This is a genomic window from Pseudofrankia inefficax, assembly GCF_000166135.1.
Taxonomy (GTDB): Bacteria; Actinomycetota; Actinomycetes; order Frankiales; family Frankiaceae; genus Pseudofrankia; species Pseudofrankia inefficax.
In genome coordinates this window covers 8606745-8625574 of record NC_014666.1, presented here as the reverse complement: position 1 = coordinate 8625574, position 18830 = coordinate 8606745, and the positions used below count along the sequence as shown (strand labels likewise).

Genomic DNA, 18830 nt, shown 5'->3' with positions numbered 1-18830 from the left:
GCGCCTCAGGAAGCGGCTTCGGCGACGGCGACCGGACGGCCGGGCCCGGCCCCGGGAACGGCCCCGGTCGCGGGACCGTCGGGCGCGAGCAGCTCCTCCAGCACCTGGAGCGCGCCGCTGATCCGTAGCAGTGTCTGCTGGAGCTCGGTGCGCTGGGCATCCAGGCTGGCGAGCATCTCCTGGCCCCGCCGCAGCTCGTCGGCGAGTCCCTCACGGCGCCCGTCCATCTGCTCACGCAGGTTCTGCTCACGCATGGTCGTCCTCTCCTCGGTTCTCCAGCGCGCGCACGCGGCCCGAGAGGGCTGTGATCGTCGACTGCTGTTCCTTGATCGCCTGGACCAGGACGGCGGTCAGCTTGCCGTAGTCGATGCCGCGCACACCGTCCGCGCCGACGCCGACGAGCTCGGGCATGACCGCCTCGACCTCCTGCGCGATGAGGCCCACCTCCCGGCGCCCGCGCAGGCCCGAGAGCAGGGACTCGCGCACCTCGGCCCGGACGGCGGCGTGCTCGTCCTCGCTCGCGGTCGGCCCCGCGCCGACCCGCTCCTCCAACGGCCGGGTCTGGAACCGCAGGCCGGCCTCGTTCCAGCGGTACGTGACGCCGCGCAGCGCGCGCACGATGGCGCCCGCGTCGTCCAGCTCGCGCAGGTCCTCCTTGAGCCGGAGGTCGGACACCGTGTAGACCTCCCCGCCCTTGATGTAGGCCTGGCCGCCCTGCTGGCCGCCCTGCGGGTCGTTGACGTTCCAGCCGAACAGGCCGACCTGGAACCAGAAGCGCCGGTTGTCGGGCCCGAACTTGCCGTCGAAGCCCCACCCCGAGAATGACTCCGGCTTGATCCACATCCGGCCGTGGCAGAAGGTGTCGCCGCCCCGGTCGACGGTCAGGCGCAGCGCGCCGCCCGTCATCAGGCTGACATCGTGTGCGGTCTCGGTTCCCACCACCATGCCGGCCGGACTGCGCATGCCGGCCGTCGTGGTCGGCGTCGCATACGGCGTGGCCGGGTGTGTGGCGACGATGGACCGGACCTCCTTGACGGGATCGTCGGCGGAGTTCGCGCGCAGGATGAGCCGCGCGTTCCACTTCCCGAAGACGTCGACGACCCGGTCCCATCCGCCCAGCAGCGGTTCGGTGGTGCCGATGCCGACGCTGCCGTCGGGGGCGACGGTGAGCCGCACCGCGTTGTTCGTCACGATCGACGCGGCGTGCGGTGTCTCGGTGCCGACGACGACCCCGGCCTTGGCGCCGTAGCCGCCCGGGTGCACGCCGGCGACCCCGAGGACGTTCCGCCCGTTCTCCGTGGTGTTCAGGACGAGCCGGGACCCGCTCGAGCCGGTGACGTCGAGCGCCCGGGACCAGGACTGGTTCACCGTGGGCGCGGTGGTGCCGATGCCGACGTCGCCGTCGGAGGTGACGGTGAGCCGGACCGCGCCGGTCGTCAGGATCGACGCGGCGTGCGCGCTCTCGGTGCCGACGACGAGGCCCGCCTTGGCGCCGTAGCCGTTCGGGTGGGAGCCGACGACCCCGAGGATCTTCCCGCCGTTGACGACGAGCCGGGCGGCGTTCGCGCCGGTGACGTCGAGGGCCCGGGACCAGTACTGGTTCACCGTCGGCGTGACGGTGCCGATGCCGACGTCGCCGGCCGCGGTGACCGTCAGCCGCCAGTTCCCGCCGGTCCGCAGCCCCAGCTTGTCGGTGTCCAGGCCGCCGATCGCGCGGTCGTCCCCGATCAGCAGCGCACCGTCGGTGGCCTGGGCCTTCAGCTGGCCGCCGACGATCAGGTCGGGGCCGGTGCCACCTCCCACGACGTGCAGCGGTGCTGTCGGCGCCGGCGTGCCGATGCCGACCCGGCCCACCTTGTTGTCCGGGGACTTGCCGGGGTCGCCGGTGACGGTCAGGCGCGGCTGGCCGCCCGTGACCAGGGTAAGCGCGTGGTCGCTGCCCGTCCCGACCACGAGTCCCTCCAGCGCGCCGGCGTAGCCGGGATACGCGCCCGCGAAGCCGCTGACCAGGCCGCCGCGCACCCGCAGCCGGGCGCTGTGCTCGCCCCGGGCGGTGATCGTGCGTTCCCACCCGGCGGCGGCGTCCGCGGTGTCGGCGGCGTCGGCGGGCGCGGGCGTCCCGACCGTGAGGTCGCCCAGCACGCCGACCGAGCCGCGGAACGGGCCAGGCGGGTCGAGGCCTGCGCGAGGCGCGGGCGCGGCGGGGTCGATGACGACGTCGCCCCGCGCGCTCACCGAGATCCGCCCGAGCAGCACCCCGTCGGAGTCCCAGTGGGGCGGCGCGTCGGGCGGGGCGACGGCGACGGCGCCACCCGCGATCGCCGCGACGACCGGCGTCTCGTCGAAGCGGCGCTGGCTGGCGCCGCCGGTCGGCGCCACGTCGGTCGGGTTCTCCCGGTAGAACAGCCGCAGCTCGGCGGCGGCGCCGGAGAACCGGTCGGTGGGCAGCGCCAGGGTGACCGGAGTGGTCAGCAGCAGATGCCGGCCCACCTCGTCGACGGCGGCGCCAGGCGAAACGGTCACCTGGTAGGGGTGGGCGGCGTCCACTGTGACGGCCAGGCCGTCGACCACGCCGACCAGCCCGATCGACCGGGCGGCGCGGTGCTCGCGGTCGAGGTGGTAGCGCTGCTCGTCGATGAAGTCCTGGTCGATCAGGTACTGGCCGTCGAAGAACCGGACCCGTTTGAGCACGTCGGCCGGCTGGGTGTAGTCCGCCATTGCCTTCTCTCGCCCTCTCTACTCGGCCGTGCCGAGCCAGGTGTTGCCGCCGACTGTGAGCATTTCCCCGCGTCCCTCGGCCCGGATGAGGTCCTCGGAGACGATCCGCATCGTCGGGAAGACGATCTTCAGTCCGTAGACGGTGTGCGCGGGCTTCTCGCGGTCGATGATCGCCCGGGCCGTCTCGCGGGCCGCCCGGATCCGGTTCGGGTCGTTGTCCGGCAGCCGCAGCCGGACCTGGAAGTAGTGCGGCAGGTCGTCGAAGGCGTCGGCCACGGTGACGTCGTTCCAGTCGACGCCCCCGCCCAGCGGCCGCAGGAAGATCTGCAGGAGCCGGGTCAGCGCCCCGATCGTGCCCCGCCGCGCGTACAGCGGGACGATCTCGCGGACGAAGCCGCGGATGGTGTCGGTGTCCCAGTCCGCCGGGATGGCCAGGGCCACCCAGCCGGCTAGCCAGGGCAGGAAGTCGGCCGGCGCGGTGAGGGGGTCGAGATGGAGCGGGATGTCGTCGATCCGCTGCTGGAGGCCGGGCCCGCCGGCGTCGACCCGGCCGGTGAACAGCGCCTCGAAGGCGCACAGGAAGTCGCCGGCGAACGGATCAGCCCGGAACGCCGCCGGCAGATGGTCGAGATACGTACTGCTCATCCCAATGCTCCACTGTCCGACCCGGACACTGCCGGGCCCGGCGGCGGCCAGGTCAGCGAGTACGGGCGTCCGTACCGGTCGTAGGCGACGAGGTCGACCCGGCTGACGACGGCGAGCTCGTGCGGCCCGACGTCGATCGCGGTGACGGAGTCGTCCTCGGCCGTCACCGGCCGGGCCCCGGTCAGCGTCACGTCGGTGGCGAAGTCGACCAGCGGGAGGTCGTCGAGCACGGCGTACACCTCCGAGAGGTAGACCGGCGCGCCGAAGGCCCGGCCGGTGCCGCCCGGACCGCCGGTGAACGGGTCACAGGCGGCCCGCAGCGCGGCGACGGCGTCGGCCAGCGCCCGCTCCGGCGGCGCGTCCGCGCGCAGCCCGAGGCTGGCGGCGATCCCGACGTCGGCGTACGCGGGCCCGACCACCCGCAGCCGGGTGGTGACGAGCCGGAGCGGCTCCAGGAAGGCGGCCACCGCGGCGAGCAGTTCGTCCGACGGCGTCGGCCGCGGTTCGCTGCCGCCCGGGTCGCCGGCCGGCGGGGGCGGGGGCGGGACGACGACGATGCTGACGTAGGCCGGCGCCTCGTCGTCCACCGTCTCGGCCGGCCGGGCCAGATCGCGCCGGGCCGCGCCGTGCACCCGGGCCAGCCGGATGTCGTGGCCGGCCGTGGCCAGCGCGGTCGCCTCCGGGCTGGCCGGCCACTCGGTGCGCAGCAGGTCGGTGTAGTCGGCGACGGTGACCGCCCGGTGGCGCCGTTCCAGCTCCCTCAGCGCGGCGGCGACCGCCGCGCCGACGTCCGCGCTCGCCTCGTCCGCCGGCCGCTGCCAGTCGGGGCCGTTCAGCAGCGTGAGGTAGGACCACGTGTGGCAGTCGGGTATCTGCTCGACCTGGAAGGCGAGGATGTCGGTGAGCCAGGCGAACAGCTCGACGAGCGCGATGCCGGGATCGCTCGGGTTGTGATCGGTCCAGCCCGGGTGCAGCGCCGGAATGAGGGTCCGCGCCTCGGCGACGAGCGCGTCGTAGGTGACGGTGCCGCCCGCGAGCACGTCTCCCGCGATCCCGCCGAGGGCGAGGGCGGCATCGGGGGACCGGTCGAGCCCGGTCGCGCTGGTCAGCATGGCCGCTCCTCAGCCTGTCTCGGTCAGGGTGATCTGGTGGTCGCCGGAGAAGACGAGCGCCCGCTCCAGCCAGCGCCGCGCCTCGGCGTCGGTCGCCGCGTCCACTCCGGCGTCGAGCGGTCGGTCCAGGACAGCGGTGATCCGGTCCGCGAAGGCCTCCGAGTCCACCGCCGGCGTCGAGCGGACGTCGAGCTGGCGCACGTGGCTGACGCCGGGCACCCGGTGCAGCAACGCGAACAGGTCCGAGCGGCGCGGCTCGTGACCGAAGTCCCAGCCGGGGCCGCTGCCCCCGCTGTTCCCGACCGCGCCGTCCCCGCCGGTGAGCGGGTGCAGGAAGGCCCGCAGCCGGTCGCGGATCGCCTGCCGCAGCGCGCCCGGCTCGGCGTCCGGCTCCGGCACGACGGTCGCGACGACGGTGACCTCGATCCACTCCGGGCCGACCACCCACACCCGCGCCGTCGCGGGCGCCCGCTCCAGCAGGTACGCGCGGACCTCGCCGATCAGCCCCGGGCTCGGCGCCGGCCGGTCGCCCCCGGCGCGCGGGACGATCACCACCCCGGCCTGGCCGGGGCCGGCCGCCGCCCAGGCGTCGGCCGGCGTCGGTTCGTCCGCGCCGAACCACAGGTCGAACGGGTCGTAGCCGCTCGGCGCCACCGCCAGGGCCCGGGTCACCTCGCCCGTCGCCGCCAGGGCCAGATCCTCCAGGTCGCTGGGGGCGACCGCGCGGTCCCGGTGCCGCAGCGTGCGCGCGCCGCGGTCGCGGATGTCGGCCAGCGACTCACGGTCGGCCCCGCCCTCGGCCGGCAGGTGGTTGACCACGGCGTCGAGGCCCGGGACCGCGACGGCGAGCTGGGTGATCGTGCCCGCGGGCCGGTTGCCGGCCTCGGTGCCGCCGTACCGGTAGCCGATCCTGATGTTGCCCTCGCCCGGCGGCGGCATCCGCCCGGCCAGCCCGTCCCCGAAACGGATCACGCCGGTGAACCGGTCGAGCGCGAAGTGCCGGTCGGCCGGGCCGGACGCGCGCAGATCGCCGACCGCCGTCCAGCTCACCCAGACGTCCTCGCCAGTGGTGGGATCGGTGGCCTCGCGCACGACCAGGCGCTCGCCGGGCAGCACCGGGGTGTGCGCCGTGCTCACTGTCAGACCGGGCGTCCCGGTGCCGTTGCCGAGGATCTCCTCGCCGACTGTCGACCCCTCGGTCGCCCAGACCGTGTCCGGCAGCACGCCCCGCAGCATCGGCGCGAACGGCGGCTCGCCGCCGGCCGCCCGGACCCGCACCCAGTAGCCGTCGCGGCCCGCGACCGTGCGCGGCGCCTGGTCGGGCGGGCCGACGAACCGTACGGTGCCCGGGTCGGCGAGCCCGCCGGTGGCGTCGACGACGGCCAGCGGCTGCCAGCCCCGCGGGCCCGAGTACTCCCAGACCAGCGACAGGGCGGAGACACCCGTCCCGCCCTCCGGGCCGGCCGCGCCGCCGTCGCCGGCGACGTCCTGGGGCCGCGGCGGGCTGACCGGGAAGAACAGCGTGACCGGCTCCTGGCCGAAGTCGCCCTCGAAGCCCAGGTGCAGCGCCGGGTCGGACTCGTCGGAGCCGACGAACGGGACCAGACCGTCGCCGCCCTCGCTCCGGATCGTCGTCAGCCACTGGCCCGGCGCGAGCCGGTGGACGGTCTCCAACCCGGCGTTGCGGGTGACCAGGACCTCCGGCAGCCCGCTGGTGACTGTCAGCGGCCGCCAGCCGAGGTCAGCCAGGACCGGCGGGGCCAGGGTGGCGGGCGAGTACTCGACCGTCCAGGCGCCTTTGCTGTCCTGGACCGACCGGTAGCCGGCCGGCGCGCCGTAGTCGCCGAGCAGCCGGGCCCGCACCCAGTGCGCGGCACGGCCGCCGACCTCGGTCGGCTGGGACGGGGCGGCCGGCGCCAGGGTGACGTCCCCTCCGACGGTGAAGGCGTCGGCCCGGCTCACCGAGCGGACCGGGAGCCAACGGGCGCCGTCGTAGGTCTCCCACCCGATCGGCGGCGTGAGCGTCACGGTCGGCAGCGGTGGCGCCGCCGCGGCCTTCCCCGTCGCGTTCGTGACGGTGACGACGAGGGTGAGCGTCGCCGCGGCGGCCAGCGCCTCGGGGCACTCCAGGTAGAGCGTGTCGTCGTAGGCCGGCTGCGCGCCGAACGGCCGGACGGACCGGCTGAGGTCGAGCTCGACGCCGTCGGCGAACGCCGCCGGCACCGGCACCGGCGCCGTCTCGGCCGCGTCCCGGGTGAGGGTGAGGTCGAGCAGCCGGGCCGTCGGCCGTTCGTAGGCGACCTCGATCGCGTCGACGATCGGCGGTACGTCGTAGGCGCCTTCCGTCTGCACCAGCTCGACGCGCAGCCAGCGTCCCTCCACCCCGTTCAGCACGGATGGGGCGAGGTCGTCCGGCAGGCCGACGGCGACCCAGTCCCCGTCCCCGTCGTCCCCGCCGTCGCCCTCGTCGCCGGCGGGCCCGGTGAACGCTCGGGTCGCGTCGATGAAACGCCGGGGCGGCACTGAGCCGGGCGGCACTGAGCCGGACGGTTCGGCGGCGCCGTCGCTGCGGGCCCGACCCAGCGGCTTCCAGCTGTCGCCGACCCGGTAGGTCCAGTCCAGGACGACCGGCCGGGCCGCGCTCGCCTGGCCCCAGCGGGCGGCGGTGACGCTGATCCGGATGCTGGTGCCGGCCGCGCCGGCCGGGGGCGGCGGCACGCTCAGGTAGAACCATCTGACCTGGCCCTCGACGCCGAACGGCGCCAGCCCGGGCGCGGGGGCCTCAGGTGGGCGGCGGCCGACGGCGACCGCGGTCGGCGGCAGCGCGGCCGCGCCGGTGACCAGCGGAACGGTGAGTTCGCCCCGCAGCCAGTGGCCCGTCACGCCGGCAACCTCGCGCGGCTGGGAGCCGAGCGCGGGCGCGTACCGCATGTTGATCGTCATCGGTCCGCCGAGCGACATGGTGGCCGTCCCGGACTCGGCGACCAGGTCCGTCCAGGCCGAGCCGTCCCAGCGCGACCAGGTGGCCGGCGTGGCGCTCCACGGTTCCAGGCCGGGCGAGGTCGTGCTGACCGTCAGTGCCCGCGGCGCGTCCGACGCCAGCAGCGGGTGCGCGACGAACAGCTCGTGCCCGACCGGCTCGGTGCCGGTGAACGCGTTCAGTCCGTCGGTGAGCCCGCCGTCGGCCGGCACCTCGACGCGGGTCCACGTGTCGTGCGCGGGGTCGGTGACGACGAGATGCCGCAGCCGGGCCGGCGAGATGACCAGCGGTTCGTCGGTCTCGTACGTCACGGTCTCGGCCGGGTCACCCGCGCTCGGGTCACCCGAACCCGGGTCGCCCGCGTCCGGCGGGGCGGCCACGGGCGTCCCGGCCGGCACCGTCACGCCGGCCGGGACACCCGGCGCGGCGGTGAAGGTCAGCGGCACCCGGGCGGGCCGGGCCGGCGCCGGGTGCTCGCCGACCAGGTCGAGAAACGCCAGGTAGGCCAGGTCGCCGGCCCGGTTGAGCCGCTCGCCGACGTGCCCGGCGAAGTGCGCGGCGATCGCGATGAGCGCCGAGCCGAGGTCGGGCGAGCCGTCGGCGGCCGGCCGCCACGTGCTGTAGCGCTGGGCCAGCTCTGTCGTCCACGCGGCCAGTTCGCCGCGATCGCGCGGCTCGAACGGCGGCGGCTGCGACGGCGGTTGAGGCGTCACGGCCGCCTCCCGGTGGCCCCGGCCTGGGCGCTTTCCGGTTTCCTCAACACGTCCGCTCCGTCAGTCAAGGTAATCCGTCAGTCCAGGTAGAAGGGGTAGACGAGATTGAGCCGGCTGTTGGTGGCTCGCACCCGGTAGGTGATCTCGACCAGCAGGACGTCGTGGTCGTCGGCGTCCGGGCGAGCCTGGACCTCGAGCACGTCGATGCGTGGCTCGCAGCGGCGCAGCGCGTCGGTGACGTCCCGCTCGATCCCGGCCGTCGTCGCCGGGCCGAGGACGCCGAAGACGTGCTCGGACAGGCCGCAGCCGTAGTCCGGCCGCATCACCCGCTCGCCGGGCGAGGTGCTGAGGATCATCCAGATCGCGGCCCGGATGATCTCGTCCTCGTCCGCGACCGACCGGATCGTCCCGTCGGCCGTGACGGTGACGGGGAAGGCCCAGCCGGATCCACCGAACCCGGAGCTCACGCCGCCGCCCACGCTCATGTCCACGGCGCGCCTCAGCCGATCAGCACGGAGCCGGCGGCGACGATGGTGCCCGCCGGCAGGTCGGTCGGGTCGTTGCAGGTCTCGACCGGGTCGCCGGACCGGGCCGCCCGCCGACCATTGATCATCACGGTCGCGCTGCCGAGAAGGACCGTCCCCCGGTTCGACGGCGGGCGCTGAAACACCCCGCCCGGTGGCACGTGCCCCGGGACGTTGTCGGCGGTGCTCCCGACCGTCGCCGCCGGCCGTCCCATGATGTTGACGTTCGGGCTGAGGCCGCCGGTGAGCGCGCCGACGAACGGCAACGGCGTCAGCACCGGCGTCGCGGGCGCGGGCGGCACGACGACGTGCATGTCGGTCGCCATGACCCGGTCCCCCTCCTTGGCCGCGGGTAGTCCCACGTCCGTCCCCCTCCTCGACAGGCGATCGCGCTAGTTGATGTTGACGACGGCGCCCTTGAGGGTCAGCCGCGGCCCGCCCGTGACCTCCGTGCCGGCCTTCCCGTCGACCTTCACCGTGCTGTCCGAGGTGATCTCGACCCCGGCCTTGCCGTGAAGCGTGAGCCGCCCGGCGGCGGCCTCGATCACGACGTCGGACTCCCCGGTGACTGTCACGGTCCGCCCGACGACGTCGATCACGATGCTGCTCCGGGCGCCCTTCGCGATGATCTCGACCCGCTCGCCGTCCTTCGTGTCGTCCAGGCGGACGACGTGGCCGGACCGCGAGCGCAGCACCTGGACGTCGCCCCGGCCGCTGGTGTCCGGCTGCGGCGGGGCGTCGCGGCCGTTCCACAGCCAGCCGATGACGTAGGGCGTGCCCGGGTCGCCGTGCTCGAAGGCGACCAGCGCCTCGTCGTCGACCCGGGGCTGGAACTGCGCACCCGTCCCGTTGCCGGCCATCGGCGTCGCCACCCGCGCCCAGTCGCTCTCGACGTCGTCCGCGAGCCAGGGCAGCCGCAGCCGGACCCGGCCGAGGCTGTCGGGGTCCTTGACGTTGGTGACGATGCCCACGGCCACCCCGGCGAAGACGTCGCCGGTGCCGGCGCCGAGCAGCCGCTCGTAGATCCCGCCGCTCATGCCGACGTCCGGCGCAGCTGGCACGAGGAGCGAAAGCGGTTGTCGTAGGCGAAGGTGTGCACGACCTGGGCCACGTAGTAGGTGCCGCTGAACCGGGTCCCCGCGCCCTGGACGCCGACCGTCGTGCCCGCGCGCACGGGCGCGAGCGCGTCGCCGCCCTCCGCCTCGGCCTCGACGTAGGTCAGGGCGGACGTCCGCAGCCGGCCCAGGGCGAGCTCCTCGGCCTCCCGCCGGGTCCGCACGGGAACGTCCGCGGTGGTGACGGTGGCCCGGCCGAAGATCGTGTCGGTTTGGCGCTGCCCCACGCCCGCGCCGCCCATGGCGGGCAGGACCTGGCTCTCCCCGGACCCGACGACGGCCTCCTTCGCCCGCGGGTCCCAGGCCCGCACGGTCTCCCGCCCGGCCCGGCCGGCCGCGCTCAGCCAGGCCACGAAATGCTCGATCTCGTCCCCGACCCGCAGCACACTGGTCACGGGCGCCCCGAGCGCCGGCTCCCGGAAGTGGAGCTCCCGGTCGCGCACGAACACCTCGAAGCCGTGGCGGCGGGCGCGGGAGCGGAGGAACTCCAGATCGGTCTGGTTGGACTGGAGCACGTGCCGGTGACGGGTGCCGGTCGCCGTCACCCGCGCGCGCAGGCCCGCCTCGCGGGCGAGCCGGCTGGCGATGTCGCTGTCGCTGGCGTCGACGAAGGTGCGGGTCACGCTCCCGCGGGTCAGCCGGTGCAGGTAGTCGTAGGCCCGCACCGTCACGGTCGGTGAGCGATCCGGCGCCCAGACGGGCTCGATGCCGGTGACCTCGCCCAGGAAGGCCGACGGGGCGCCCGGGCCGCCCAGCCAGACCTCGATGCCGGTGCCGACGGCCAGCAGCGACGAGTCCGACCAGGTGTGGCGCTGCGTGGCGGCGTCCCAGTTGCGCAGTTCGAGGGTGAGCATGCCGATGGCGCCGAGGTCCTGCTCGATCCGGATCGCGATGAGGTCGCGCTGGACCTCCGGCGGCAGCTGGGCGCCGTCGAGGCGCACGGTCGGCGTCGGGAGCGCCGGGATCCCGCTCGTTGCGCTGGGCATCGACCGGCCCTACCCGTCCAGCCGGGGGATGGTGAGCACCGTGCCGGGGGAGACCCGCAGCGGGTTGGTGATGCCGTTGGCCCGCGCGATCTCCTTCCAGAGCGCGGGGTCGCCGTACTCGCGCGCGGCGATGCTGTGCAGCGTGTCGCCGCGGCGCACCACCCGTGACTTGACGACGTCGGCCGAGTGCAGCTCGCCGGCCCGCGCCGCCGCCAGGGTGGGGGACTCGGCGAACGTGCAGTCCAGCGTCGCCCGCACCGGCGTCCCGTCCGGCAGGAACATCGTGAAGCGCTGGTCGAGCTGGGTGAGCACCCCGGTGAAGATGTGCGCGTAGCGGCCCCAGCTGAGCTGGCACACCGGGGGCTCGTGCGTCTCGCGGTCGACCTGGGCGAGCTCCACCACCCGGCGGGTCAGGCGCGTGACGTCGCTGGCCGTGCCGCTGTCGAACGGGCTGCCGGGGGCGGCCAGGTTCGTCAGCAGGCCGGCGACGCGGCTGTCGGCGTCGGCCCGCGACTCGCAGGTGTCGAAGAACAGCGACACCGAGAGCGTCTCCGGCCGCACGGCGACGAAATCGCGCCGCGGCTGGTACGGGACCTTGGCGATCAGGCCGGCGACCGGCTTCTCCCACTCGATCGTCCGGGACCGGCTGATCTCGGCCGGGTTGAACAGCGCCTCGACGAAGGTCGGTTCCACGCCGTCCTTCCGGTAGAAGATCGTCAGCTTCTCCAGGCTGTCGCCACGCGGGCCGCCCGCGGGCGGGTTGATGAGGGTCATCGCGGCATCCCTCGCCGTTCCGCCTCGACGCCGAAGCGGCGCACGATCCGGCGCCCGACCGCGTCCGCGAGCCGGTCGAGGTCCAGCGGCGCCGCCGGGGCCGGCATTGCTGGTGCCGGGCGGGCCGGCTCCGGCCGCTGGCTCGCGCGCGCGTCCCGAACCGGTGCGGGCCAACCGGCCGGAGCGGCCGCCGTCGGCTGGGGGGCCGCGGCGTGGGCGAAAGCCGCGGTGGGCGGCGTGGCCAGCGGCAGCGCGGCGAGCCCGGGCACCGCCGGTCCGAACGGCGCGGCCCCGGACGGCGCGAGTCCCGACGGTGTTGGCGCGAACAGGGCTGGCCCGAACAGGGGGGTCGCGCCGAGTGGCGCCGTCGTTCGGGCGGGAGCCGGGCGGACGACGGGCAGCGGGCGCTCGTCCCGCGCCGGGAGCACCACCGGCATCGCCGGCGCCTCGACGCCAGCGGGCACGACCACCGGAGACCCGGCCGCCGCGGGGGCGAGCTGGAGGAGCGGGGCCACCGGCCGCTCCGGCGCGGGCGCGGCGACGACGAAAGGACGATCCGGCGGCAGGGCCGGCCCCGCGAGGCGCGAGCGTGGGGGCGCCGAAGCGGCTGCCTGATCGGGGTCCGGCGGCGAGGCCGGTAACGGTGCTGACGGCGGGACCGGTGACGAGGGGGAGGCGCCCCGCTGGCCGCCGCGCACGAGCCGGCGGATGACCGGCGCCCCCGCGGCCCTCGGCGGCGCGCTGGTCGGCGGGGTGACCCGAGCCACCGGCGTCGCCGCGGGGGCCGGCTGGACCGCGGGCACCGGCTGGACCGTGCTCACAGGCTGGACGGTGCTCACAGGCTGGACGGTGCTCGCCGGCCGGACCGCGAGGGGCGGCCGGACCGCGCTCGGCGGCTCGGACGGGGATGACTCGCGCGGCGGCGGCGCCGCGCTCACCACCGGTGTCCCCGGCCGGGCCGACGGGCGCGTGGCCCGGCCGGCCCCGGCGACGTCCACCGACAGCGGTTCCGGCGCGCGCGCCGCCACGACCGGCAGCTCACGGGCCTCCTCCGACCGGGGCCGCGCGTCGGAACGAGCCAGAACGGCCGCGGCGAGCGGAGCGCCGCCGATCATCCGTTCGTGTCGCGTGGCCAGCGCACGGCCGGGCGTCAGGTCGAGAAGGCCGGCCTGCCGGCTCCGGCCGCGCAGGCGTGCGAGAAACCGCGCGTCGACGGCCAGCCCCGGTGCCGTCGGCCCGGACTCGGGGCCGCCCGCGCGCCCGCCGCTTCCCCCGGTCAGCGGCGCCGTCATGACCGCCCCATCCCCGTGATCGCCTGGGCGGCGGCGAGCGCCTGCCCGGCCAGCGGCATGCTCAGGCCCTCGTGCGCGAGCTCGATCGACTCGACCGCGATCGCGTCGCTGTCCGCCGCCAGCGCCGGACCGCTCCAGCGCACCGGCAGGGCGCGCCGGAAGTTCCACCACACCAGCGGGACGCCCTGGCGGTCGAGCAGCGCGATCGTCCCGTTCCGCCGCTGGACGACGCCCCGGACGGTGTTGTCGTACCAGGTCCACAGCGAGATGTTGGCTGTCAGGCCGTGCCGCAGGACGATCGTGGACGCGTTCGCCCCGTCGGGCAGCCGGTGCACGTAGCCGTTGACGCCGCCCTCCCGGAACTCGATCGTCCGCAGGTCGCTCTCCAGGCCCTCGACGCTGGTGAAGCCGCCGACGATCAGGCCCTCGATCTCGACCGCGAAGTTGAAGCCGGTGAACGGCTCGAGCGGGCGCGCCGCCGCCGGCCAGTTGCCGATCGCGGCCGGCTGCCAGCGCAGTCCGATCGTCACCGGAGCGGCGCCGTGGATGCTCCGGCCTTCAGGCCGGGAAGGAAACGGTGCCCGCGGTAAGGCATTCTGTCGCCTTTCTCTACCAAAATAGGGTCAAGTTTCGTTACCGGCTCTACCCAATACCCGAACAGGTGGCGGGAATGTAGGCGCATTGTGAGCATGCGCGGTTTGTGTGGGGAGGCGTCGGGTTGCCGAAGTTGGAGTACCCCCGCATTCACGCGGGGAGGATGTCAACCTCGCCCGCCCGCTTGGAGTCGTTCGTTGAGCCGGGCGATCTCGCTCACCCAGCGCTGCCGCTCGCGGTGCTCGAGCCGCAGGATGTCCTCGCGTCGCCAGTGAAAGTGGAATGCCACGTACGCCACCTCCTCGTGCAGCCGGTCCAAGGGGTAGCGGGTCATCCCCCCAGGCCGGACGTCTCCACTTCGAAATCGCCGGCGCAGTGGGGGCAGGCGACCGCCAGGCGGGTGCTGCCGGTCAGGTTGATCCGCTGGTACAGGTCCTGGAGATAGGCCAGGTCGGCGGCGTACAGATGCTCGATCGCGGCCGTGTTGACGTGCTCGAGTGTCCCCAGCCGGATGATCACCCGGGCCAGCAGGATGACGACGAGGTAGCCGGGGTTGGCTCGCACCCGCGGGTCCTTGAGCGGCTCGATCTCGTCGTACGCCGTGGCCAGCCGCATCGTCCCGGTCCGGTGGACGGCGCCGTCCGGCCCGAGCAGGCCGCGCGGCAGCTCGAACGGGAACTCGGTCGGGAACTCACCCGGGCCGCCGTCCGGGCCGAGGCCCGCCGCCGCGCCCGAGCCGCCGTCGGGGCTGTCCGGGCCGGCGAAGAGGCCCGCCGCGGCGGCGCCCGTCAGGACCACTGGCCGACCTCGAGGCGCTCGTAGGCGATGGTGATCTGCTCGATCGCGAACTCGTCCGACGTCGCGTTGAACGACGGCCCGGTCCAGCTCGTCGGCCACGCGTCGAACAGGTTCCAGGTGATCTTGGCCGTGCCTGCGTCGTCGAGCACGCTGACGGAGATGTTGTGCCGCTGCACGTCGCCGCGCACCGTCTTGAGCCGCCACTCCCACAGCTTCGTGTCGCTGGTGATGCCGCGGCTCAGGGTGATGTCACCGTAGGTGACCATGCCTGGGATCTTCCGGGGGCTCAGGTACCGGTCGGTGCCCTCCCGGTAGGTGCTGACGTTCTGGCTGTTCTGCAGGCCAGAGCACTCCCGGAACCCGGCCCGGGTGATCCCGTCGAGCTCGACCGAGAACGTGAACCCGTTGTACGGGTCGATACGGGTCGCCATCGTGACACTCCTCTCGCGACCGGGTCAGGCCGCGTCGACCGTGGCGTCGTACGCGCTGGAGATCAGGCGGACGACGATGAACTGCGCGGGGACGGCGGGCGCCACCCCGATCTCGGTGACGACCAGGCCGGCCGCGACCGACTCCGGCGGGTTCGTCTCGTGGTCACACTTGACGTAGAAGGACTCCTCGGCGACCCGTCCGGCGAAGGCCCCGGCCGCGTGCAGCACGTCCAGCGCCGCGGTGAGCTCGCGCATGACGCGTGTCCACAGCCGCACGTCGTTCGGCTCGAACGCCGCCGTCTCCAGGAACCGCCGCGCCCAGCGCCCGATCGTCGACACCAGCCGGCGGACGGGAATGCTCGCCCAGCGTTCGTCGTCGCTCAGCGTCCAGGCGCCCCAGGCCCGGATGCCCCGGCCGGGCAGCGCGCGGATCGGGTTCACCCCGGCCTCGCACAGCCGGGCCATGTCCGCCTCGGTGAGGTCGACGAACACGTCCAGCACGCCGGCGATCTCGCGGTTCGCCGGCGCCCGGTGGACGCCGCCCGCCCGGTCGAGCGCCGCGTAGGTGCCGGCGATGTGCCCGCACGGCGGCACGTACCGGGCGGCGCCGTCCGCCGGCACCCGCGCCCACGGGAAGTACAGCGCGCCGAACGCGGCGGCCGGCCCGGCCAGGTTCTGGGCCTGCTTCACCGCGGCGTCGAGGTCCGCTCCCGGCACCGCGTCCAGTACGGCGAAGCGGTCGCCGCGGGCCGCGCAGTGCTCCAGCACGGCCCGCTGGGCGGCGGCGATCTCCGCCGGCCGCGGCCACGCGCCCAGGTCGGGCAGGCAGACCAGATCGACGTCGGTCAGCTCGGCCCGGTCGTCCAGCGTGGTCAGGGCCAGGCGCACCGCGGCTGCCGCGTCAGGGCCCGGCGCGGTCCAGGCGACGTGGCAGGCCCGGCCGCCGTTCGCGAAGAAGCCGCGGACGGCGTCGCCGAGCGCGCCCTCGGCCCGCGCCGCGGCGGCGGCCAGGCTGGCCGCGACTCCCGCGGCGCCTGGCCTGGCCGGGTTGGCCACCCCGGCCAGGCTGGCCGCGGTCAGGTCACCCACCGTGCCGAGCCGCTCGGGCCCGACGACCGTGCCGGGCGGCCCGGCGGCGGCGTCGAAGCCGAGGAACAGCGGGACGCCGGTGACGAAGCTCCGGGGCTCCGACGGGCGCACGTCCTCCCGCCGCAACCCCGGAATCATGCCGCGGGGCCGGCCCACTGGCTGATCCGGAAGACGACGAACTCTGCCGGGTTCAGCAGGGCGATGCCGACCTCGGTAGCGAGCTGCCCGGCGTTCCGCACGTCGACGCGGTTCGTGTCCTCGTCGCACCGCACGTAGAAAGCCTGCTCAGCGGTCGTGCCGAGCAGCGCGCCGTCGGCCCACACGGTGGTGAGGAACGCGGTGACGTTGCGGCGCACCCGGGACCACAGGTCCGGGCCGTTCGGCTCGAAGACGGCCCAGCGCAGGCCGTCCTGGATGGACTCGCGGACGAAGATGTACAGCCGCCGGGAGCTGACGTACTTCCACTCCGGCTGGCTGACGGCGGCGGTCGTGCGGGCGCCCCAGATCGTGACGTTCGGGCCGAACATGCGGATCACGTTGACGCCGTCCGGGTTCAGCCCGGCCTGCGCGGCCTTGCCGACCGTCGTCTCGACCCCGTTCGCGCCGCGAATGACCTCGTTCGCTGGCGCCTTGTGGACGCCGCGGCTGGTGTCGACGCGGGCGTAGACGCCGGCCACGTGGCCGCTCGGCGGCTGGTAGATCGGCTTGCCAACCGCGTCGGTGCCGATCGCGATCCACGGGAAGTAGACGGCGGCGTAGCTGCTGTCCCGCACGTTGCCGGCGATGTCGGTCTTGGTCAGTTCCGTGACCCCCCGCCGCCCGTCGAGGACGGCGAAACGGTCCTGGGTGTTCTCGTTCTCGCAGTGGTCGACGATCGCCTTCTGGACGTCGTCGCTGATCGCCCCGGGAATCGCGACGATGGAGATCTCGTCAACGTCGAGGAAGGCGTCCAGCGCGCTGATCAGCGCGGCCTGGACCGCGGGGTCCGTGTCGACGCCGACGGGCTCGACGTCCTCGCCGGCCTCGGTGCCCGTTCCGTCGGTGGCCGTGGTGTCGGTGGCCGTGGTGTCCGTGCCCTCGGCGGGCGGGTCACCGACGGTGGTGTCCGTGCTCCCGTCCGTTTTCGTGCTCCCGTCCGTTTCGGTGGCCGGCGCCGCCGGCGTACCGGTGCCGGCATCGGTGGCCGGCCCGGCGACACGGATGACCCAGGCGCGGGAGCCACCGTTGTTGAAGAAGCCGTAGACCGCGTTGGCCAGCACGGTGTTGCCGGGCTGGACGTCCCCGAAGTGGGTGCGGAAGCTGTCCCAGCTGTCGACGAGCACAGTCGTGCCGGCGTCGGCGACGGGATAGAAGTCGGTGTCGACGCGCTCCTGCTTCGGCTTGTTGTCAGCGCCGACGACCGTTTTGAAGCCGATGTGGCCGGGACGCAGGGGTGTCTCGACGTCGTCGGCGACGAGACCGATGAAGCCGGCGGTGCTGGTGCCGACCGCGGCGATCGGTTTGATCGCCGCCGGCACCTCCTCGACGTACACGCCGGGCGTGAGGTACTCGGGCATTCCTCGTCGTCCCCCTCTTTCGGGAAGCCTGCGTCAGGTCGCTGGCGGTGTCGCGGTTTCGGCCGGTGTTTCCGTCGGCGTTTCTGTTGGCGGTGTTGCCGGTGGCGCTGTTGGTGTCTTTGGCGGCGGCACCTGGTTTCCGACCACGACGTCAAGGCGCTTGACCTCGGGTGTCGGCTCGCTCGGGGCGAATACGTCGAAACTCAGGGTGACGCCGAAATGCAGCGCGGCCTTCGGCTTGCCGCCCATCGCCTGCCAGAACTCGCCCAGGCTCTGCAGCCGGTTCTCGGCGATGATCCGGGTCGGGACGGGTGGCTGCTGGCCGGCGAGTTCGTTCGCCAGGTATTCAGCGGGGATGGTGGGGTGGCGCAACAGCACCTTGAGCACCTCGCCGAGCATCTGGTGCTCGTCCTGGGAGGGATGCGGCGTGTGGTCGCTCGGCCAGGCCGTGATGAGATACGAGCAGGCGACCCGTTTCGGCGGCCGGCGCCGGATGTAGGCGCCAGTCGCGTCCTGGTCGACGTCCCAGTCCGACGGCCGCAGTTCGACGTCCTCGCGGATGTCGTACAGGAAGAACGACAGCGCGGGCAGGTGGACCTGGGAGGGCGGGAACTGGTCGTCCGGCCCGTCGAAACTGATGTCCACGCCGGGTAGCGCCAGTTCCGCCCGCACGAGTGCGGCGAGACTCGTGTCCAGGTCGTGAAACACCCGCTCCCCCCTCCGCCCGGGCCGGCTGGCGCCCGCACAGCGGATGTCTATCGGCCGTCCGCCCTCCGAACGTCTCGCCGGCGTCTCACCGGCCGTCTCCCGGGCACGGACGGCGCCGGAATCCGTCGGCGGCGCGTTGGTCGCGACAGGGGCGACGGTCAGGACCGGATTGCGCGCGGTTCCACGTCAAAGGCGGTCGCCGCGGCACCTGCCGACGTCCCACCGCTACCTGAGCCACGAAGCGATACGCCTGCTCGCTCGGCACACAATCGCGATCGCCACCCGGCCCGATCAGGCCAGCGCGCTCACCGCGGAGGACGAGCGCTGGATGAGGCGGCTCGGCGCCCTGGTGCCCATCGCCCCGGTCCTGCGGGCCACACGGCCGTCCACCCCGCTGGTCGCCACCAGCTGACGAGATGAGGAGAAGCCCATGACGCGGCTCGGGGACGAGCCCACGGCCCGCCTGAGCGAGCCGCCGACCAATGCGGGGCACAGCGGTGCCGGTGGCCCGGGGCAAGGTGGACCCGAGGCGGCCCGATCAGCCTGGGCTGTTCGACGCGGACGTTCCCCTGCCGGCCGACGAACCAGTGCAAGGCGCGGGGCCTGGGTCACCGTCCGTGGAGCCGGGAGCCGTAGGTAGTCGGATTGGTGTGCCGGGAGATTGGCGCCGGCATCCGACCACTAACTTATAGCAATTAGTGGTGATGCAACTGCTTTGCGTGTACCCCCAACGGGATTCGAACCCGTGCTACCGCCTTGAAAGGGCGGCGTCCTGGGCCACTAGACGATGGGGGC

The 18830-nt window shown here is 74.3% G+C and carries 18 protein-coding genes and 1 tRNA gene; all 19 read right to left on the bottom strand.

The features are described from left to right. Positions 1-5: 5 nt before the first annotated feature. The 19 genes from FRAEUI1C_RS35040 to FRAEUI1C_RS34950 all read right to left on the bottom strand — a co-directional run bounded on the left by FRAEUI1C_RS35040 (position 6) and on the right by FRAEUI1C_RS34950 (position 18830). Entirely contained in the window at positions 6-254 is a 249-nt protein-coding gene (locus FRAEUI1C_RS35040; protein WP_013428138.1) for a hypothetical protein, read from the bottom strand. After that, complete coding sequence (locus FRAEUI1C_RS35035) at positions 247-2718, bottom strand: tail fiber domain-containing protein (RefSeq protein ID WP_013428137.1); 2472 nt, start codon at positions 2716-2718, stop codon at positions 247-249. The genes FRAEUI1C_RS35040 and FRAEUI1C_RS35035 overlap by 8 nt, the downstream gene beginning before the upstream one ends. 18 nt (positions 2719-2736) lie before the next feature. Further along, a complete protein-coding gene (locus tag FRAEUI1C_RS35030) occupies positions 2737-3363 on the bottom strand; it encodes a phage tail protein (protein ID WP_013428136.1) in 627 nt (208 codons plus the stop codon). Then, a complete protein-coding gene (locus tag FRAEUI1C_RS35025) occupies positions 3360-4475 on the bottom strand; it encodes a baseplate J/gp47 family protein (RefSeq protein WP_013428135.1) in 1116 nt (371 codons plus the stop codon). The genes FRAEUI1C_RS35030 and FRAEUI1C_RS35025 overlap by 4 nt, the downstream gene beginning before the upstream one ends. A 9-nt stretch (positions 4476-4484) precedes the next feature. Next, complete coding sequence (locus tag FRAEUI1C_RS35020) at positions 4485-8168, bottom strand: putative baseplate assembly protein (protein WP_013428134.1); 3684 nt, start codon at positions 8166-8168, stop codon at positions 4485-4487. Between the two features lie 77 nt (positions 8169-8245). Next, the gene (locus FRAEUI1C_RS35015) at positions 8246-8653 is read right to left on the bottom strand and encodes a GPW/gp25 family protein (protein ID WP_041259842.1); all 408 of its coding nucleotides are present in this window, start codon (positions 8651-8653) and stop codon (positions 8246-8248) included. A gap of 14 nt (positions 8654-8667) precedes the next feature. After that, positions 8668-9054, bottom strand: a complete 387-nt coding sequence (locus tag FRAEUI1C_RS35010; RefSeq protein WP_013428132.1) for a PAAR domain-containing protein — start codon at positions 9052-9054, stop codon at positions 8668-8670. A gap of 30 nt (positions 9055-9084) precedes the next feature. After that, complete coding sequence (locus FRAEUI1C_RS35005) at positions 9085-9729, bottom strand: phage baseplate assembly protein V (RefSeq protein ID WP_013428131.1); 645 nt, start codon at positions 9727-9729, stop codon at positions 9085-9087. Further along, on the bottom strand, positions 9726-10793 hold the full coding sequence (locus tag FRAEUI1C_RS35000; RefSeq protein WP_013428130.1) for a phage late control D family protein: 1068 nt from the start codon (positions 10791-10793) through the stop codon (positions 9726-9728). Before FRAEUI1C_RS35000 ends, FRAEUI1C_RS35005 begins: the two co-directional genes overlap by 4 nt. Positions 10794-10802: 9 nt before the next feature. Next, a complete protein-coding gene (locus FRAEUI1C_RS34995; protein WP_013428129.1) occupies positions 10803-11567 on the bottom strand; it encodes a CIS tube protein in 765 nt (254 codons plus the stop codon). Further along, a complete protein-coding gene (locus FRAEUI1C_RS34990) occupies positions 11564-12859 on the bottom strand; it encodes a hypothetical protein (protein WP_013428128.1) in 1296 nt (431 codons plus the stop codon). Before FRAEUI1C_RS34990 ends, FRAEUI1C_RS34995 begins: the two co-directional genes overlap by 4 nt. Further along, positions 12856-13389 (bottom strand): phage tail protein, encoded by a 534-nt coding sequence (locus FRAEUI1C_RS34985; RefSeq protein ID WP_013428127.1) that lies wholly within the window; start codon positions 13387-13389, stop codon positions 12856-12858. Before FRAEUI1C_RS34985 ends, FRAEUI1C_RS34990 begins: the two co-directional genes overlap by 4 nt. A gap of 230 nt (positions 13390-13619) precedes the next feature. After that, positions 13620-13787, bottom strand: a complete 168-nt coding sequence (locus FRAEUI1C_RS41785; protein ID WP_013428126.1) for a DUF6760 family protein — start codon at positions 13785-13787, stop codon at positions 13620-13622. Beyond that, positions 13784-14251 (bottom strand): hypothetical protein, encoded by a 468-nt coding sequence (locus FRAEUI1C_RS34980; protein WP_013428125.1) that lies wholly within the window; start codon positions 14249-14251, stop codon positions 13784-13786. Before FRAEUI1C_RS34980 ends, FRAEUI1C_RS41785 begins: the two co-directional genes overlap by 4 nt. Continuing rightward, on the bottom strand, positions 14242-14682 hold the full coding sequence (locus FRAEUI1C_RS34975; protein ID WP_013428124.1) for a phage tail protein: 441 nt from the start codon (positions 14680-14682) through the stop codon (positions 14242-14244). The genes FRAEUI1C_RS34980 and FRAEUI1C_RS34975 overlap by 10 nt, the downstream gene beginning before the upstream one ends. A gap of 24 nt (positions 14683-14706) precedes the next feature. Beyond that, complete coding sequence (locus FRAEUI1C_RS34970; protein WP_157735214.1) at positions 14707-15897, bottom strand: phage tail sheath family protein; 1191 nt, start codon at positions 15895-15897, stop codon at positions 14707-14709. A gap of 8 nt (positions 15898-15905) precedes the next feature. After that, the gene (locus FRAEUI1C_RS34965; RefSeq protein ID WP_013428122.1) at positions 15906-17327 is read right to left on the bottom strand and encodes a phage tail sheath family protein; all 1422 of its coding nucleotides are present in this window, start codon (positions 17325-17327) and stop codon (positions 15906-15908) included. 33 nt (positions 17328-17360) lie between these two features. Beyond that, positions 17361-18035: a Pvc16 family protein gene (locus FRAEUI1C_RS34960; protein WP_013428121.1), complete on the bottom strand. Its 675-nt coding sequence runs from the start codon at positions 18033-18035 to the stop codon at positions 17361-17363. Positions 18036-18757: 722 nt separating this feature from the next. Then, positions 18758-18830 (bottom strand) — tRNA-Glu (locus FRAEUI1C_RS34950).